We start from the raw sequence: 17,402 nt of genomic DNA on the forward strand, positions 1-17,402 counted from the left end.
GTGCTCACACCTTATCCGGCCTACAGGCATATTCCGTTGGCCTGATAAGCAAAGCGCCATCAGGCAGTTAAAACGCGCGTCTGGCCACCAGCCAGGCGCCGATTACCAGCAACACCGCGCCACAAACTGGCCCCACCAGCGCACGCAGCGGTACGCCGTTGCTTCGCAAGATATCCAGTAGCAGACCGCCAATCAACTGACTGGCAACCAGCACCGCAATGGTGGTGGCAGCCCCCACATTTTGATAGCCGCTAATACTGGCGAAGACAAAAAACGAACCCAATAAACCGGGAATTAACGTCCACCAGCGTACGCTGGAAACCAGCTCACCAAACCCCGCCATACCTTGCTTAAACCACAGAATGCTGACAAACAGCACAATACCCACCAGCGAATTGAGCAGCATGGCAATCAGAATGGTTGAAGAGGTCTGAGTAATACGTACCATTAAGGTGTTCTGCACCACCAGACCGATGCCGGCGGCAATCAGAAAGGAGAGGGTTAGCGTCGAGTTCATCCGCGTGCGTCCGGATCGCGGCGATCGTCCAGTTGTAGCTGCATAAAGGTCAGATCCAGCCAGCGGCCAAACTTCGTCCCCACCTGCGGCATTTGCGCGGTTAAGACAAAACCGAGCGTGCTGTGCAGTTGCAACGATGCCTGATTCTGCGACTCAATGCCCGCGACCATCACATGCTTACCGCACCTGCGGGCCTCATCAATCAACCGGCTGAGTAATGCGCGCCCCAGGCCTTTGCCTTGATGATCCGGATGCACATACACCGAATGCTCAACGGTATGACGAAAACCATCAAAATTACGCCAGTCGCCGAAAGACGCATACCCGGTGACCACGTCATTCTCTTCACTCACCAGCACCGGATACCCCAGTATTTGCCGGGCTTCGTACCAGGATATACGGTTTTCGGCATCGACAGTTTGATCGTTCCAGATAGCCGCCGTATGCAGCACCGCGTGATTGTAGATTTCTGCAATGGCGGCGCAGTCTTCTTTACTGGCAAAGCGAATTGACATGTTGAACCTCAGGTATTGTTCACTATAGTATTACAATATGAATACTATTGAAGACAGCATAAATCAACGGATCGGTGCAAGAATTCGCATAGAACGGGAATCTCGCGGCTGGTCGCTGACGGAACTTGCCGAGCGCGCGGGCGTGTCGCGGGCCATGATCCATAAAATTGAGCGTGGCGAGAGCAGTCCAACGGCAACGCTGCTGGGGCGGCTTTCCGGGGCATTTGGCATCAGCATGTCAACGCTGATGGCGCGTGCTGAAATGCAGGATGGCAAGCTGCTGCGCTTCGCCAACCAGCCAGTCTGGCACGATCCGCAAAGCCATTATCTGCGCCGCCACGTCTCCCCGCGCAGCGATCTGCCCATCGATCTGGTGCAGATAGAACTGCCAGCCGGGAGCGACATTCCCATGCCCGCTTCGTCCTACGTTCAGGCCAGACAGCTAATCTGGCTGCAGCAGGGGGAGTTAGTGTTTGTCGAAGGGGACACACGCCACGAAATGAAGGCCGGTGATTGTCTGGAACTCGGCCCGCCGAATGACTGCCGATTTATTAATGAAACCGCGCAACCCTGTGTTTATCTGGTTGTGCGGTTAAACGCCGTCGGCAATTAATGTGAAAGCATCGCTAGCGCGGGGCGTCTACTATTGATGGATTCATGCCAAAAGCAGAGGAGAACATCAATGAGTCAACAACTGCAACGCAATCGCCGCTGGGTACTGGCTTCACGCCCCCATGGCGCTCCGGTACTCAGTAATTTCCATCTGGAAGAGGGTGCTGTCGCCACTCCTGGGGAAGGGCAAGTTTTACTGCGCAACGTGTATCTGTCTCTCGATCCCTATATGCGCGGTCGCATGAGCGATGAGCCTTCATATTCTCCCCCGGTGGAGATTGGCGCGGTGATGGTCGGCGGTACCGTCAGCCGGGTGATGGCATCAAATCATCCTGATTATCACGTTGGTGAATGGGTTCTGAGCTACAGCGGCTGGCAGGATTTCGACATCTCCGATGGTAGCGGGTTGGTAAAATTAGGCGATAACCCTGAACATCCATCCTGGGCGTTAGGTCTGTTGGGCATGCCGGGCTTTACCGCGTATATGGGGCTGCTGGATATCGGCCAACCTAAAGCCGGAGAGACGTTGGTGGTGGCAGCAGCCACCGGGCCGGTAGGCGCAACCGTCGGGCAAATTGGCAAACTCAAAGGGTGTCGGGTAGTCGGCGTGGCTGGTGGAGCGCAAAAATGCCGTCATGCCACCGAGGTGCTCGGCTTTGATCTTTGCCTCGATCACCATGCGCCTGATTTCGCGCAACAGCTGGCGCAGGCTTGTCCGCAGGGGATCGACATCTATTATGAAAACGTTGGCGGCAAAGTCTTCGACGCGGTGCTGCCGTTACTCAACACCTCTGCGCGCATTCCGGTGTGTGGGCTGGTCAGTGGTTATAACGCCACGGCGTTACCGGCAGGTCCCGACCGTTTACCGCTGCTGATGGCCACCATACTGAAAAAGCGCATCCGGATGCAGGGCTTTATTATTGGTCAGGATTACGGTCATCGCATTCATGAGTTCCAGCAGGAGATGGGACGCTGGGTCAAAGAAGGCAAAATCCAGTACCGGGAACAGATTACGGAGGGGCTGGAGAATGCTCCGGCAGCCTTTATTGGTCTGCTGACCGGGAAAAACTTTGGCAAGGTTGTGATCCGGCTCGCTGAAGACTAATCGCGAAAATCCGCTGTGCCGCTCTGTTTGTGAGCGGCACGTTAAGCATTTATGGAGAAAATAAGAAGGTTGTTGCCAGAAAGCGAATAAACACTCCACTTTGAGATAAATAATGATTACTATTCTCATTCTTAAAAAGGCAAAACCATGATTTTGCTGATTGAAGCATTGTGAAGCAGTAACAAATGAATTTATCAAAGGGAGTCGTCATGTCTTTACGTCATCTGTTTTCACCGCGTCTGCGTGGTTCTTTACTGTTAGGTTCACTGCTTGTTGCATCCTCTTTTAGTACGCAGGCTGCGGAAGAACTGCTGCGCAAAGCGGTAGGCAAAGGCGCCTACGAAATGGCGTACAGCCAACAGGAAAACGCGCTGTGGCTTGCCACCTCCCAGAGTCGTAAGCTGGATAAGGGCGGGGTGGTTTACCGTCTCGATCCGATCACGCTGGAAGTGACTCAGGCGATTCATAACGACCTGAAACCGTTTGGCGCCACCATCAATAATGCGACACAGACCCTGTGGTTTGGTAATACTGTCAACAGTGCAGTCACCGCGATGGATGCTAAAACCGGCGACGTAAAAGGCCGTCTGGTACTGGATGCGCGTAAACGTTCGGAAGATGTCCGTCCGCTGCAGCCGCGTCAGCTGGTAGCCGATGACGCCACCAACACGGTCTACATCAGCGGGATTGGTAAAGAGAGCGTGATCTGGGTGGTCGACGGTGAAACCATCAAACTGAAAACCACCATTGCTAACACCGGTAAAATGAGCACCGGTCTGGCTGTCGACAGCAAGGCTAAACGCTTGTACACCACCAATGCTGACGGTGAGTTTATTACCATCGATACCGCAGACAATAAAATTCTCAGCCGCAAAAAGCTGCTGGATGACGGCAAAGAGCATTTCTTTATCAACCTGAGCCTGGATACCGCTGGTAACCGCGCGTTTATTACCGATTCTAAAGCGGCAGAAGTGCTGGTGATTGATACCCGTGACGGCAAAGTACTGGCGAAAGTCGCCGCGCCGGAATCTCTGGCTGTGCTGTTCAACCCTGCGCGCAATGAAGCCTACGTGACGCATCGTCAGGCCGGTAAGGTCAGCGTGATTGACGCGAAAAGCTATAAAGTCGTCAAAACATTCGACACCCCGACGTTCCCGAACAGCCTGGCGCTCTCCGCTGATGGCAAAACCCTGTATGTTAGCGTGAAACAAAAATCTTCACGTGAGCAGGAAGCCACACAGCCGGATGATGTGATTCGCATCGCGCTGTAATTTACCCGGAGGGGGAAACCCCTCCTGTTATTTATCCATACCCCACGATACGCCTCGTTACACCCCATCGCTGGCCTGATAAACATCAGGGACTTACACTAGGTCCTTATCGGCTCATTGCATAACACAGGAATATCATGAAAAAGCCATTTATCTGCCTTTGCGCAGGCGTAATGCTGTTTACTCTGGCAGGTTGTTCAACGGATTACGTCATGACCACGAAAAGTGGGCAAACTATCGTCACCCAGGGCAAACCGCAGTTGGATAAAGACACCGGGATGACCAGCTATACCGATCAGGATGGCAACGCGCGGGAAATTAACAGCAATGATGTTGCGCAGTTAATCGAAGCCAACTAAGAAAGCAGGCCTGACGGGGATACGCTGTCAGGCCTGAATGCGATTACGGCGCGGTGCGCTGGATTTCCGCCACGCGTTTACGCACGCCAAACCATCCGGCAACCAGCAGAATAGCAATCAACGGTAACGACGCGATGGTGTAGGTGCCGTTCGGATAATCAAAGGCCATCAGCACCAGCACGCTTAGCAGGAACAGCAACGTTAACCATGAGGTAAACGGCGCGCCCGGTAGCTTGAAGCTGACGTCTGCCGCTTTGCCGTCTTTAATGGCCTGACGCAAACGCATCTGGCACACCACGATAAATCCCCACGACGCAATAATCCCTAACGACGCGAAGTTCAGCACGATCTCAAACACCTGCGAAGGCACCAGATAGTTGAGGAAAACACCAACCACATACACCACCAGCGTGGCGAGGATCCCAGCCCAGGGGACCTGCTGACGGCTCATTTTCGCCATAAATTTGGGGGCTGAACCGCCCATCGACATCGAACGTAAAATTCGCCCGGTGCAATACAACCCCGAGTTGAGGCTGGAAAGGGCGGCAGTCAGCACCACAATGTTCATGATACTGCCGATATACGGCACGCCGAGTTTCGAGAAGAAGGTCACAAACGGACTTTGGCCCGCTTGATAGGCGTTCCATGGCAGCAGCAGCACCAGCAGTACGACTGAGCCAACGTAGAAAAGGCCAATACGCCAAATCACGCTGTTGATCGCTTTTGGCACCATGGTTTGCGGATCTTTGCATTCTCCGGCGGCCGTACCCACCAGTTCAATAGAGGCAAAAGCAAAGACCACACCTTGTACCAGCACCAGCGCGGGTAACAGACCGTGCGGGAAGAAGCCACCATTATCGGTGATCAGATGAAACCCGGTGGTGTTACCGTCCAGCGGTTGTCCGGTACCTAAAAAGACCGTACCAACCACCAGAAAAATCACGATTGCCAACACTTTGACCAGCGCAAACCAGAACTCCATCTCGGCGAACCATTTCACGCCAATCATGTTCATGGTACCAACAATCGCCAGCGCACCAAGGGCAAACACCCACTGTGGCACATCGCCAAACGCCCCCCAGTAGTGCATGTACAGCGCGACAGCAGTGATATCGACGATCCCGGTCATCGCCCAGTTGATAAAGTACATCCAGCCAGCCACATAGGCCGCTTTCTCTCCCAGGAACTCACGGGCGTAGGAGACAAAACTGCCGCTGGAAGGGCGGTGCAGAACCAGTTCTCCGAGCGCACGAAGAATAAAGAATGAAAAAATACCGCATACCAGATACACCAGCGCTAAAGCGGGTCCAGCCATTTGTAAACGTGCCCCGGCCCCTAAAAACAACCCGGTACCAATCGCGCCGCCGATGGCGATCATCTGTACCTGTCGGTTGCCCATCGCTTTGTGATACCCCTCTTCGTGAGCATTCAGCCAGCGTCGTTTCGCCGCATGTTGTTCTGCGGCTTGCGTGTTGTGTGTGTTCATTGCGTTTCCTGTTGGCCTGACAAATTAACAAAATCCTTTTTTCCGCCCATGCAGCGGCGAAAACAGCGTTACCCTTCATTGTGTTAGAGGGGAAAACTGTCGGCCGAGCATCCTACAGTCAATTAATCAGTGACGCAAAGCCTGCATCATGCCGATACGCCAAAGACCTGAACGGCCTGCTGCAGTCGTGAGGAACGCTGAGTTAAATCGGCGGTGGCATCAGTGACACGTTCCACCATCTCGGCGTTAGTGTGGGTCATGGTGCCGACGCGTGAAATCGAGTCATTGATCAGATCCAGCGCCTGGGTTTGTTCCCGCGTCGCGAGGCTGATGTCTTTAATCATCATCGACATCTGCAATACGTCACCGATCATGCCCGTGAGATGCGTTTCCGTCTGCTCCACCATTTTTACGCCGGAGTTGACGTTCGCGACGTTCTTCTCAATTAGCTGCTTGATCTCTTTGGCGGCTGAGGCGGAGTGCTGCGCCAGGTTGCGCACTTCCGCCGCCACAACGGCAAAACCACGACCGGACTCCCCGGCGCGTGCGGCCTCGACGGCAGCATTCAGCGCCAGAATATTGGTCTGAAAGGCGATACTGTCGATAACACCGATGATGTCGACGATCTGACTGTTATCACGCGAGATAGCCTGCATCATGCCGATGGTCTGTTTCATGATATCGCCGCCTTCCGTCGCGTTGACGCTGGTTTTATCGGCCATGGTCATCGTTTGTGCGGCGGTATCGGCGGTTTGTTGCACCGCGCTGCCAATTTCTTCAATGGCGGCAGCGGTTTGCTGCAGGTCAGCGGAGGTTTCTTCGGAACGTGTATGCAATGCAACGCCTTCTTTTGATACCCGTTGACTGATTTCGCGGATCCCGGCGATTTGAGTACTGACATCATCCACCAGAGAATTTAGATTCAGCCCGGATTGATTAACCAGTCGCATCAGCATCCCGATTTCATCTACGCGATTTAAATGACAGTTATCGGGTTTACGGCCGGAGACAACCTTTTTCATTTGACTGAGCAACGTATTAACTGGCTGACAAATTTGGCACTTAAGGTAAATGCCAAATAGCAGAAATAGCACGATCATTCCGCCAGCCTGAATAAATGAATTCACCGGTGCGAGTGTTAATAATACGCAGAGCAGGGCTACCACCCCTAAAGCATAATTGACTCGCTGACTTATGCTTAACCATTTAAACGCAGAGGTCCATGCCAGTATGCCACGACGAATAATAATGCCTTTAAACAGTCGGAAACCTTTAAATTGCTGGCTATTTATTTTTTCATACAGCTGCTCACTCTGGGCTATTTCTTCCCGTGATGGAACGGTACGCACAGAGATGTAGCCGGTTAATTTTTCATGGTGCCAGACGGGGGTGACGTTGGCGCGAACCCAGTAATGGTCACCATTTTCCCGGCGATTTTTCACCATCCCGGTCCAGCTGTCACCCTGCTGGAGAGTGTGCCACATGTCGGCGAAGGCGGCAGAGGGCATATCGGGATGGCGAATAATATTGTGGGGTTCGCCCATGAGCTGGGTTTCATTAAAGCCGCTGGCTTCAATAAAAGCCGTGTTGGCATAGGTAATGTGGCTTTCTTTATCCGTCGTCGACAGCAGCGTCGCTTTAGCGTTAAGTGTGTGCTCAACTTGTGTAACGGGCATGTTACTTTTCATAGCGGTCCCTGGTGGTATGTTCAAGTCATACAAAAATCCCCGGAATAATACCAGGGGATATTAAAAAGCTGTTTTAAACCATTTTTAATAAGAAACGTTGCATTCTCTACTAATCATTAGCCTGACGAAAGTATTTCAAATAAAAATTTTGTTGTATGCAGATTGTTAATGGTCATAAATATGAAACAATAAATACAAGTGTATAACCTAAAGAGATTCTTCAGCTGACTTAAATTAAATTCAGCATAAATATAGTGCGCAAAAATAAAACTACCGCAAAATGATATTGTTGGGTTTCTGGCATAAACAGTAACCCTATTATATTTTGTAGGGTATGTTTTTTCTGCTTCTTATACCTGCCCAGGAGAGACCTTACCCGTAGTCGAAGTAAGGTTGGTTAGCGATTTTTTAGCTGAGTAAATGTGAATTAAATGTTTCTGAATGGTTGTTTGATAATTTAATAATGACGACATGTTAACAATCGTGAGCCTGTAACATGTCATATCGCCTGAGTATTCTCGATAAAAGCCCCGTAGGGGAAACCGAAACTGCTGCCATTGCGCTTGCCCGTACGCTACAGCTGGCACAGCAGGCAGAGGCGTGGGGATACCACCGCTTTTGGATAGCGGAGCATCACAATACGCCGCAGCTAGCCAGTCCGTCACCGGAGCTGGTGATCGCCTGGATCCTTGGCCAAACACAACGTATCCGCGTTGGCTCTGGTGGCGTTATGCTGCAACATTACAGCCCGTATAAAGTAGCGGAAAACTTCAATTTACTGGCATCACTGGCCCCTGGGCGCGTTGATCTCGGCGTGGGGAAAGCCCCAGGCGGTCTACCGCTGTCAACGCAGGCGCTCCAGCAAGGGCTACATCAGAGTGAAAAGGGCAGCTTTGCCGAGCAGCTTTCGCAGCTCGATGCCTGGCTGGCATTGACCGGGACGGAAACCGGGCACGCGGTATTTCCGACGCCGATCCCGCCCTCTCCGCCGCAAAGATTCGTGTTGGGGGCCAGCGTGCCAAGCGCACAGTTGGCGGCAGAGTCTGACTGGAATTTTATCTTTGCCGCACACCTGAACGGTGATCCGGCGCTGCTACGCGATGTTCTGACTTACTGGCAAGCCAACAGTGTGCGCCCGACGATTGTCGCCGTGCAGGTGATTGTGGCGAACAATCCGGAGACTGCCGCGCAATTGGCGGAGAACGTACAAATATGGGGCGTTGAGCTGGAAGATGGTCAACGCGTGACGGTGGCCAGTGAAGAGCAGGCGTTGGCATTCGCCGCACAGGCGGGTAGCGTGCCACGAAAAATTGCCCGTCGAGCGCAGGCGTTGTTGCACGGAACGGCCGAAGATGTGGCCGCAAAGCTGAACAGCCTGCACGCGCAGTACGGCATTGATGAATTTATTATCGATACCCCGCTAGCAGAAGGTCATGCGCGTCTGACATCGCTGCATTTGTTGGCGCAGGCCCATTCCGCTGTGGAGGTCGTCTGATGTCATTGGCCTCGACGCTTATTGGCTGGCGCCGTGAACTGCACCAGTATCCGGAGCTGTCCTTACAGGAGGTGGCGACTACAGCGCGTATTCGCGACTGGTTGCGTGCTGCCGACGTCAACATTTTGCCCTTTGAACTGAGCACCGGTCTGGTGGCTGAGGTTGGGCGAGGAGACGATGTTATCGCCCTGCGGGCCGATATCGACGCCTTACCGATAGAAGAGAATGCCGATGTGGCGTTTCGCTCCGTAACGCCGGGGGTCATGCACGCCTGCGGACACGACGTGCATACCAGCGTCATGCTCGGTGCTGCGCTGTTGTTGAAACAGCAAGAAAGCGCATTACCGGGGCGGGTTCGTATCCTGTTTCAGCCTGCGGAAGAAAACTTTGGTGGCGCGAAAGCGTTAATCCGCGCCGGGGCGCTACAAAACGTAGCGGCGATTTTCGGTATGCACAACGAGCCTGGCTTACCGGTGGGTGAGTTTGCCACGCGTGGCGGCGCATTTTATGCCAACGTCGATCGTGTCGTGCTGCGTATCCATGGCAAAGGCGCACATGCCGCTCGGCCACATGAAGGCAAAGATGCCATTCTGCTTGCCAGCCAACTGGTGACGGTGTTGCAAGGCGTGGCCAGCCGGGAGGTTAACACGCTGGATTCGGTGGTGTTGAGCGTGACCCGTATTCAGGGCGGCAACACGTGGAACGTGCTGCCAGAATCCGTTGAGCTGGAAGGGACGCTCAGAACCCATCGCACAGTCGTTCAGCAGCAGGTCAAATCACGGGTGAATGACATCGCCGCCGGATTTGCCCACGCCTTTGGCGCACAAATTGATGTTATCTGGCACGCGGGCCCCACGGCGCTGGTCAACGATTCGCGCTGGGCAGAGATTGCCACCGAGGTGGCAAAAACCTCCGGGTACACGACGCACTATGCCGATCTGCATATGGGGGGAGAGGATTTTGCCGTCTATCTGCAAAATACGCCCGGGGCATTTGTCAGTATTGGCAGCGCCAGCGAATACGGATTACACCATCCGGGATTTAATCCTGACGAACGATTAATTGAACCCGCCGCGCAGTACTTTACGCATTTAGCGAAAACGGCATTCACACACCTTTAATTTTACCTATTGGGTAGGGGGTACTATGGCTAAAAAAAGGCAATTACGGTTGGGTACTATTCTGCATGGTGCCTCCGGGAATATGTCAGCATGGCGTCATCCAGCAGCACTTGCCGATGCCAGTATTAATTTTGAGTTTGTCAAAGACACTGCATTAATTGCCGAGAAAGGCAAACTGGATTTTATTTTTGTTGCCGATGGTTTGTATATCAATGAGAAATCCATCCCACATTTTTTAAATCGCTTTGAACCGCTAACGGTATTGTCGGCACTGGCGAGCATCACCAACAATCTGGGACTGGTGGGCACGGTTTCAACGTCATACAGCGAACCGTTTACCACCGCGCGGCAATTTGCCAGCCTCGATCATCTCAGCCAGGGGCGCGCTGGATGGAATGTGGTGACATCGCCCCTGGAAGGTTCAGCAAAGAACTATTCTCGCGCGCAGCACCCGGAACATGCTCAACGCTACCGTATTGCCGATGAATATTTGCAGGTGGTCAAAGGATTGTGGGATTCGTGGGAAGAGGATGCGTTTACCCGCAATAAAACGAGCGGTGAATTCTTTAATCCGCAGAAACTGCATACGCTCAATCATCATGGCGATTATTTCCAGGTTGCCGGCCCCTTAAATATTGCCCGTACACCGCAGGGCAGGCCGATTATATTTCAGGCTGGCGCTTCTGAGGATGGCAAGAAATTAGCAGCAACACACGCTGACGCCATTTTCACCCATCAGGAATCACTGGCAGAGGCCAAAGTTTTTTATCAGGATGTGAAAAGCCAGCTGGAAATAGCGGGGCGGGGTGACGATGATCTGCATATTTTCCAGGGCATCAGCGTCATTGTGGGTGACACCGAGCAGGATGCTGAACAGCAATATCAAACCACCGCAGCGCTGGTTTCCATTAACGACGCGCTGAATTACCTCGGCCGCTATTTTGAACATCACGATTTCGCGCAATATTCCCTTGATGCGCCGTTCCCGGAGCTCGGCGATCTCGGGCAAAACAGTTTTCGCAGCACCACCGATGAAATCAAGCGCAATGCACGTGAGCGCGGGTTAACCCTGCGCCAGGCTGCGCTGGAAGCGGCCAGCCCACGCCCCCGCTTTAGCGGTACGCCGGAACAGGTGGCTGACGGCCTGCAGCAGTGGTTCGATGAGAGAGCCGCCGACGGATTTATCATTCAGGGCGGCACGCCGGACACCTTCCCACGCTTTGTTGAACAGGTGATCCCGTTACTTCAGGCGCGCGGTCTGTTCCGTCTTGACTACCCCGGCACGACTTTGCGTGCCAGCCTTGGCTTAGCGACACCTGCCAATCAATTCACACAATAAGAGACAAATACGATGCAGAAAAAATCATTACTTTTGGCGCTGTCCCTGGCTTTCAGCGCTTCCGTCTGGGCAAACGATGTCACCATCAACGGCACGGGCGTAAGCCTGGAGGCCAATAAAACGCCGATTAACACGGTGAAAAACGCCCAGGCGATCGCGCAGTTGCCCGCCAGGCTGCAGCTGGCCGTACCGGGTAAATTCACGGTGGCGATTGCCGGACTGAGCCAGCCGCCGCTGACGGTGTTTGCAGATGACAATAAAACGCTGATCGGCAGCGAGGCGGATATCGCCCGTCTGGTGGCCGACAGTCTGGGGCTGGAGTTGAACGTGGTGCCAACGTCATGGGAAGACTGGCCGTTGGGCGTAGCTTCCGGCAAATATGATGCTGCGATCAGCAATATTACCGTCACCAAAGCGCGCAAAGAAAAGTTCGACTTCGCCACGTATCGTAAAGATTCACTCGGTTTTTACGTCAAAACCGGCAGTAAGTTGACCAAAATTGAACAGGCAAAAGATATCGCCGGGCTGCGCATTATTGTCGGCTCCGGGACCAACCAGGAAGCCATTCTTCTGGCATGGAATGAAGAGAACCTGAAGAAAGGGTTACCGGCGTTTACGCCAGTCTATACCAAGGATGATGCCGCCCAGACGCTGGCGCTACAGTCAGGCCGCGCCGATGCCTATTTTGGCCCTAACGTTATCGGCGCGTGGAAAGCAGCGCTCAATGGAAAAACGCAACTCGTGGGTAGCGTCGACGGTGGCTGGCCAAAGGCCGCGCATATCGCCGTAACGCTGAAAAAAGACAGCGGATTGGTACAGCCGGTGCAAACCGCGCTTAACGGTGTGATCGCCAACGGTGACTACGACAAAGTCTTGAATCGCTGGGGAGAGGGGGTGGAACGCATTCCACAATCTGAAATCAACCCGGCCGGTTTAGGCGACTAAGGAGGTAACGTGAGCGATCAATTCCGCGTGGTCTCGCCGGAGGCGGCAGAACTGCAGCCGATTCTGAACGGTCTGTTTGCTGAATATGCCGCGCGCTATGGCGATTATTTTTCCCGTGATGCTGAAGTTGAATTGACTGAATGGTATCTGGCGCCGCAGGGGATCTTTGTGGTGCTGGAGCGCGACGGCGAGATTATCGCCACCGGGGCCTACAAACCTTACGACAAAGACACGGCTGAGATTAAACGCATCTGGACCCAAAGCACCCTGCGTAAGCAGGGGCTGGCGGCGCGCGTGGTACAGGAACTGGAACGACGGGCGCTACTGGCGGGCTACAGCCGTATCTACCTGACGACAGGGTTTCGCCAACCGGAGGCCGTTCAGCTCTATTTGCGTCAGGGGTACGATCCACAATTTGATATTGCACGTAACCCGGAAGAGTACAGCCTGCCGCCGTTTGACGGTCGGCTGCGCTTTACCAAACTGTTGACCATCGCAGGTCAGGCAAAAATTGCCTGAGGAGAAAAAATGAAAACGACGGAAACCATCAAAGTCGTCCCGGCACGCTATCCGATGCGCACGGCAGGTGCGATAGTCGCGCTGTTTGTGCTGGCGGTGATTATCCAGTCGGTGGCGTTTAATCCGCGTTGGGAGTGGGGCGTGTTTGCCCGCTGGTTCTTCGACCCGGTGATTTTGTCCGGTCTGGGGCAAACATTGCTGCTGACCCTTATCGGCACACTGTTGAGTGTGGTGTTCGGTGGATTGCTGGCACTGGCACGTCTCTCATCATCGTGGCTGCTGAATAGCCTGGCCTGGGGATACATCTGGCTGTTTCGCTCGCTGCCGCTGATCGTGGTGCTGATAATCTTATACAACTTCTCGTATCTGTACGACACGCTGACGATTGGCATTCCGTTCACCCACGTTCAGTGGGGCAGCTTCGCGACCATCAATGTACTGGGTCAGTTTTCTACCGCGGTAGTGGGTTTGACGCTGGTGCAAAGCGCCTATACCGCCGAGATTATTCGTGGCGGATTTCTCGGTGTCGATCACGGCCAGTATGAGGCTGCGGCAGCGCTGGGTTTACCTGCCTGGCGACGCACGCTGCGCATTATCCTGCCGCAGGCGCTGCGCACCATTTTGCCTGCCGGCTTCAATGAAATTATTAGCCTGGCGAAAGGGACGGCGATGGTTTACGTGCTGGCGATGCCGGAGCTGTTTTACACCATCCAGATGATCTACAACCGTACCCAGGAGGTGATCCCGTTGCTGATGGTTGGGGCGGTGTGGTATCTGGCGATCACCAGCGTTCTGTCGCTGATTCAACACCTGGTTGAACGCGCGCTGGCCCGCAGCGAACGGCGCTCAGCCATCAATACCACCCGCGTCAGCCGCGCAGTTAAAGGTCGCCGTCAACTTACGCCTCAGGAGGTCGTCCATGTCCCACTCGCCTGAAGGCCATATTTCCATTACTGGCGTCAGCAAGTCCTTCGGCCGCCATAAAGCGCTGGATGACGTGTCGCTGGAGATCCCGCCTGGTACGGTAACGGTTATTCTCGGGCCATCGGGTTCGGGAAAATCCACGTTACTGCGGGCAATCAACCATCTGGAGCGCGTCGATGAAGGCTTCATTCAGATCGACGGCGACTATATAGGTTATCGCCGACAGGGAGACAAACTGTATGAACTGAAAGAGGCGGATATTCTGCGCCAGCGCATTAATGTGGGCTATGTGTTTCAGAACTTTAATCTCTTCCCGCACTTAACGGTACTGGAGAACCTGATTGAAGCGCCAGTGGCTCACGGACTCGCGTCACGGAAATCCGCTACCGAGCGGGCACTAACCCTGCTGGATGCGGTAGGTTTGCGGCATAAAGCCGATGCCTGGTCACGCCATTTATCTGGCGGGCAGCAGCAGCGTATCGCCATCGCTCGTGCGCTGGCGTTGAACCCGCGTGTGATGCTGTTTGATGAACCGACATCCGCGCTTGATCCTGAACTGGTGGGCGAAGTGCTGGATGTCATTAAAGCCCTGGCAAAGTCCGGTACCACGTTAGTGGTGGTGACGCACGAGATTGGTTTTGCCCGGGAGGTGGCGGATCAGGTGGTGTTTATGGTTGATGGTAAAATCGTCGAGCAGGGCAGCAGCGAGCAGGTACTGAATCATCCGCGTCATCCGCGCACGCAGCAGTTTTTGTCGAAGGTGCTGTGAACCGGGGCGCGCTATGTGCCGCGGGAAAATGGCTAACCTCGATGCAGCGAGCGCTGAGCAAATCCTAGCCGTAAAAAAACGCTGTTCCGCAGGAGTGCAAGTCCCGGAACAGCGGGCGAAATATCGCCATACGGTTAAATCACGCGACGGACGGCGTCAGGGTAATACGATCCAACGGTCCGACGACAAACAGATACGAACACAGCCCAATCAGCCCCATCGAGCCGACGTATAAAATGGCGTAATCAAACGACTGGGTATTGGCAAGGATGACGCCGATAACCAGTGGGGTGATGATACTGGCCATGTTGCCGCACATATTGAACACACCTCCGGCAATGCCCAACACTTCTTTTGGTGAGGTATCGCTGAGTACGCACCAGCCCAGATTGCCAAAACCTTTGGCGAAAAATGCCAGGCTCATGGCGGCAATCACCACAAATTCTGAAGAGGTGTAGTTGGCGATAACAATCACGCAGGAAAGCAGCATCCCGCAGATGACCGGCAGCTTGCGGGCAACCGTCAGGCTGTAGCCGCGTTTCAATAACCAGTCAGAGAATACGCCACCTAACAATCCACCGATAAAACCGGCAATCGCAGGAATACTGGCGACAAACCCGACCTTGAGAATCGACATTCCCTTAGCCTGGTACAGATAAGTCGGAAACCAGGTCAGGAAGAACCAGGTAATGGATGTGACACAGAACTGCCCGATATAAACACCGATCATCATCCTGTTGACGCAAACGCTTTTAATCTGCGCAAAGGTGATTTTTTGTGGTTCTTTCTTATTTCCCAACGATGGTTCGCCACCGCCATTACGAATGTAGTCAAGTTCCTGCTGGTTAACTTTCGGGTGATGCATCGGATCTCTGATCTTAACCAGCCAGAATATACCCAGAATAACGCCAATTGCCCCGATATAATAAAAGACAAAATGCCAGCTCAAATTATGCAATATGATGGTCATCAGCGGCGTAATAATGCCTAGCGAGATATATTGCGCTGCCTGATAAACTGAGGTGACAAACCCGCGCTCGTTATTAGGAAACCACTGTACACTCAGGCGACTGTTGGCGGGGAAGGCGGGGGCTTCGATAGCGCCCATCATCAGACGTAAGATAATCAATACGATCAGCGGACTGGCATACAGATAAATGGTGCCCTGAAACATGGTCACCAGCGACCAGCCGATCAGCGCGCAGCCGTACACCAGGCGAGAGCCGTAACGGTCCAGTAACCAGCCGCCTGGCAATTGCATAATGACGTATGAAATACCAAATGCAGAAAAGGCCAGCCCCATTGCTTCAGGGTCAAAACCCAACTCTTTACTCATAATCGGTGCGACAACGGATAACGTTGCACGATCGGCATAATTAAATACGGTGGCCAGAAACAGAAATATCAAAATACTGTAACGCACTTTAGTGCGCTTTATTATTGTGTTCATCACCCACTCCTGTTATTAGGTTTGAGAGCGTTTCTGTAGGGAAAGAGGGCGGGTATTATTCCCCGCCAGATACGTTAAGGGCGCTTGCCAAATTCACAGCTTAACTGCGTCCAGCGGCGTGCCTGTTCGCTAATACTGAATCCCAGACCATGGCGATCTGAAACCCACATCCGACCATCGCGCAGTTCCAGTTGTTCATTGAATAACGGGTTCAGCCATTCAAAATGCTCCAGCCACGGTTCAAGTGGGTAAGCGGCGGACAGATGCAGGTGCACTTCCATGGCAAAGTGTGGAGCCAGCTTGCGCCCGTGTTTTGCCGCCAGGTCCATAATTTTAAGGAATGGAGAAATACCGCCCACGCGTGGGGCGTCGGGCTGCACAAAATCACTGGCGTTGCCGAGGATCAACTGCTCGTGCTCGCGGAAACTGGTCAGCATTTCACCGGTGGCAATCGGTGTATCAAGCGCAGCAGCCAGTTGAGCGTGGCCTTCAATGTCATAGGTATCCAGCGGCTCTTCAATCCAGATTAGATTGAACTGTTCCATTTTGCGGCCCATGCGAATGGCGGTTTCCCGATCCCACTGCTGATTGGCGTCAACCATCAGCGGGAAGTCATCGCCCAGCGCTTCACGCACCGCGGTTAAGCGACGAATATCTTCGGCGCAGTTTGGCTGACCGACTTTCAGTTTGATGCCGCCAATGCCGTTTTCGCGGGAGATAACCACGTTTTTGAGCACCTGATCCAGCGGCGTATGCAGGAATCCTCCGGAGGTGTTATAGCACTGAACGGAGTCGCGATGTGCGCCCAGCAGTTTTGCCAGCGGCAGGCCCGCGCGCTTGGCCTTCATATCCCACAGGGCGATGTCGAGAGGGGAGATGGCCTGGACCGCCATCCCGCTGCGGCCAACGGAAGCGCCGGCCCACAGCAATTTGGTGTAGATCTTGTCTATATCGTTCGGATCTTCGCCAAGCAGATTATCGGCGATCTCTTTGGCATGCGCATAAATACCCTGACCGCCTGCGCGCTTCGAGTAGCTAAATCCCACCCCTTCAAATCCGTCACGGCTGCGGATCTCAGCGATGATAATGGCGACTTCAGTTAACGGTTTCTGGCGACCGGTGAGCACTTTAGCATCGCTGACTGGCGTTGCCAGCGGCAGAAAGGCCAGAGACAGTTTTACCCACTCAATACGGTCGCCTGTTTCAGCCGCTGTTTTTGCGTTGGCCGTTTTGGCATAAGTTACGGCATCGGAATTCGCACTTAGTGACATCTTGTTCTCTCCTGGT

The 17,402-nt window shown here is 53.6% G+C and carries 15 protein-coding genes and 1 pseudogene; 10 read left to right on the forward strand and 6 right to left on the reverse strand.

From position 1 onward, the window contains the following. Positions 1-67: 67 nt before the first annotated feature. Positions 68-517, reverse strand: a complete 450-nt coding sequence (locus tag M2374_RS13375; RefSeq protein WP_096756993.1) for a DMT family transporter — start codon at positions 515-517, stop codon at positions 68-70. After that, a complete protein-coding gene (mddA, locus tag M2374_RS13380; RefSeq protein ID WP_181689085.1) occupies positions 514-1,032 on the reverse strand; it encodes a GNAT family N-acetyltransferase in 519 nt (172 codons plus the stop codon). The genes M2374_RS13375 and mddA overlap by 4 nt, the downstream gene beginning before the upstream one ends. A gap of 37 nt (positions 1,033-1,069) precedes the next feature. Between mddA and M2374_RS13385 the strand changes: the two genes are divergently transcribed. The 4 genes from M2374_RS13385 to M2374_RS13400 all read left to right on the forward strand — a co-directional run bounded on the left by M2374_RS13385 (position 1,070) and on the right by M2374_RS13400 (position 4,379). Then, positions 1,070-1,645 carry an XRE family transcriptional regulator gene (locus M2374_RS13385; RefSeq protein WP_181689086.1) on the forward strand — a complete coding sequence of 192 codons (576 nt, stop codon included), beginning with the start codon at positions 1,070-1,072 and terminating at the stop codon, positions 1,643-1,645. A gap of 69 nt (positions 1,646-1,714) precedes the next feature. After that, positions 1,715-2,749 carry an NADP-dependent oxidoreductase gene (locus M2374_RS13390; protein WP_137400152.1) on the forward strand — a complete coding sequence of 345 codons (1,035 nt, stop codon included), beginning with the start codon at positions 1,715-1,717 and terminating at the stop codon, positions 2,747-2,749. 209 nt (positions 2,750-2,958) lie between these two features. After that, a complete protein-coding gene (locus tag M2374_RS13395; protein WP_115258463.1) occupies positions 2,959-4,020 on the forward strand; it encodes a YncE family protein in 1,062 nt (353 codons plus the stop codon). A 137-nt stretch (positions 4,021-4,157) separates the two neighbouring features. Next, complete coding sequence (locus tag M2374_RS13400) at positions 4,158-4,379, forward strand: YgdI/YgdR family lipoprotein (protein ID WP_096756998.1); 222 nt, start codon at positions 4,158-4,160, stop codon at positions 4,377-4,379. A gap of 43 nt (positions 4,380-4,422) precedes the next feature. Here M2374_RS13400 and ansP read toward each other — a convergent pair whose 3' ends face one another. Beyond that, complete coding sequence (gene ansP / locus M2374_RS13405) at positions 4,423-5,865, reverse strand: L-asparagine permease (RefSeq protein WP_096756999.1); 1,443 nt, start codon at positions 5,863-5,865, stop codon at positions 4,423-4,425. Between the two features lie 146 nt (positions 5,866-6,011). Beyond that, positions 6,012-7,553 carry a PAS domain-containing methyl-accepting chemotaxis protein gene (locus M2374_RS13410; protein WP_181632213.1) on the reverse strand — a complete coding sequence of 514 codons (1,542 nt, stop codon included), beginning with the start codon at positions 7,551-7,553 and terminating at the stop codon, positions 6,012-6,014. A gap of 496 nt (positions 7,554-8,049) precedes the next feature. Between M2374_RS13410 and M2374_RS13415 the strand changes: the two genes are divergently transcribed. The 6 genes and pseudogenes from M2374_RS13415 (at position 8,050) to M2374_RS13440 (ending at position 14,665) form a co-directional block, all read left to right on the forward strand. Then, a complete protein-coding gene (locus tag M2374_RS13415; protein WP_181689087.1) occupies positions 8,050-9,048 on the forward strand; it encodes an MsnO8 family LLM class oxidoreductase in 999 nt (332 codons plus the stop codon). Then, positions 9,048-10,169, forward strand: a complete 1,122-nt coding sequence (locus M2374_RS13420) for an amidohydrolase (protein ID WP_115258466.1) — start codon at positions 9,048-9,050, stop codon at positions 10,167-10,169. The genes M2374_RS13415 and M2374_RS13420 overlap by 1 nt, the downstream gene beginning before the upstream one ends. A 25-nt stretch (positions 10,170-10,194) precedes the next feature. Beyond that, a pseudogene (locus tag M2374_RS13425) lies at positions 10,195-12,453 on the forward strand (NtaA/DmoA family FMN-dependent monooxygenase). A 9-nt stretch (positions 12,454-12,462) separates the two neighbouring features. Continuing rightward, entirely contained in the window at positions 12,463-12,972 is a 510-nt protein-coding gene (locus M2374_RS13430; protein WP_096757005.1) for a GNAT family N-acetyltransferase, read from the forward strand. A gap of 9 nt (positions 12,973-12,981) precedes the next feature. Further along, on the forward strand, positions 12,982-13,908 hold the full coding sequence (locus tag M2374_RS13435; protein WP_117342809.1) for an amino acid ABC transporter permease: 927 nt from the start codon (positions 12,982-12,984) through the stop codon (positions 13,906-13,908). Next, positions 13,892-14,665: an amino acid ABC transporter ATP-binding protein gene (locus M2374_RS13440; protein WP_153879576.1), complete on the forward strand. Its 774-nt coding sequence runs from the start codon at positions 13,892-13,894 to the stop codon at positions 14,663-14,665. Before M2374_RS13435 ends, M2374_RS13440 begins: the two co-directional genes overlap by 17 nt. 139 nt (positions 14,666-14,804) lie before the next feature. Here the strand turns inward: M2374_RS13440 and M2374_RS13445 are convergent, their stop codons facing one another. Continuing rightward, entirely contained in the window at positions 14,805-16,115 is a 1,311-nt protein-coding gene (locus M2374_RS13445; RefSeq protein ID WP_117342807.1) for an MFS transporter, read from the reverse strand. Between the two features lie 74 nt (positions 16,116-16,189). Further along, on the reverse strand, positions 16,190-17,386 hold the full coding sequence (locus tag M2374_RS13450; protein ID WP_181689089.1) for an L-talarate/galactarate dehydratase: 1,197 nt from the start codon (positions 17,384-17,386) through the stop codon (positions 16,190-16,192). Between the last annotated feature and the right edge of the window lie 16 nt (positions 17,387-17,402).

The organism is Citrobacter sp. JUb117, assembly GCF_024809055.1.
Taxonomy (GTDB): domain Bacteria; phylum Pseudomonadota; class Gammaproteobacteria; order Enterobacterales; family Enterobacteriaceae; genus Citrobacter; species Citrobacter gillenii.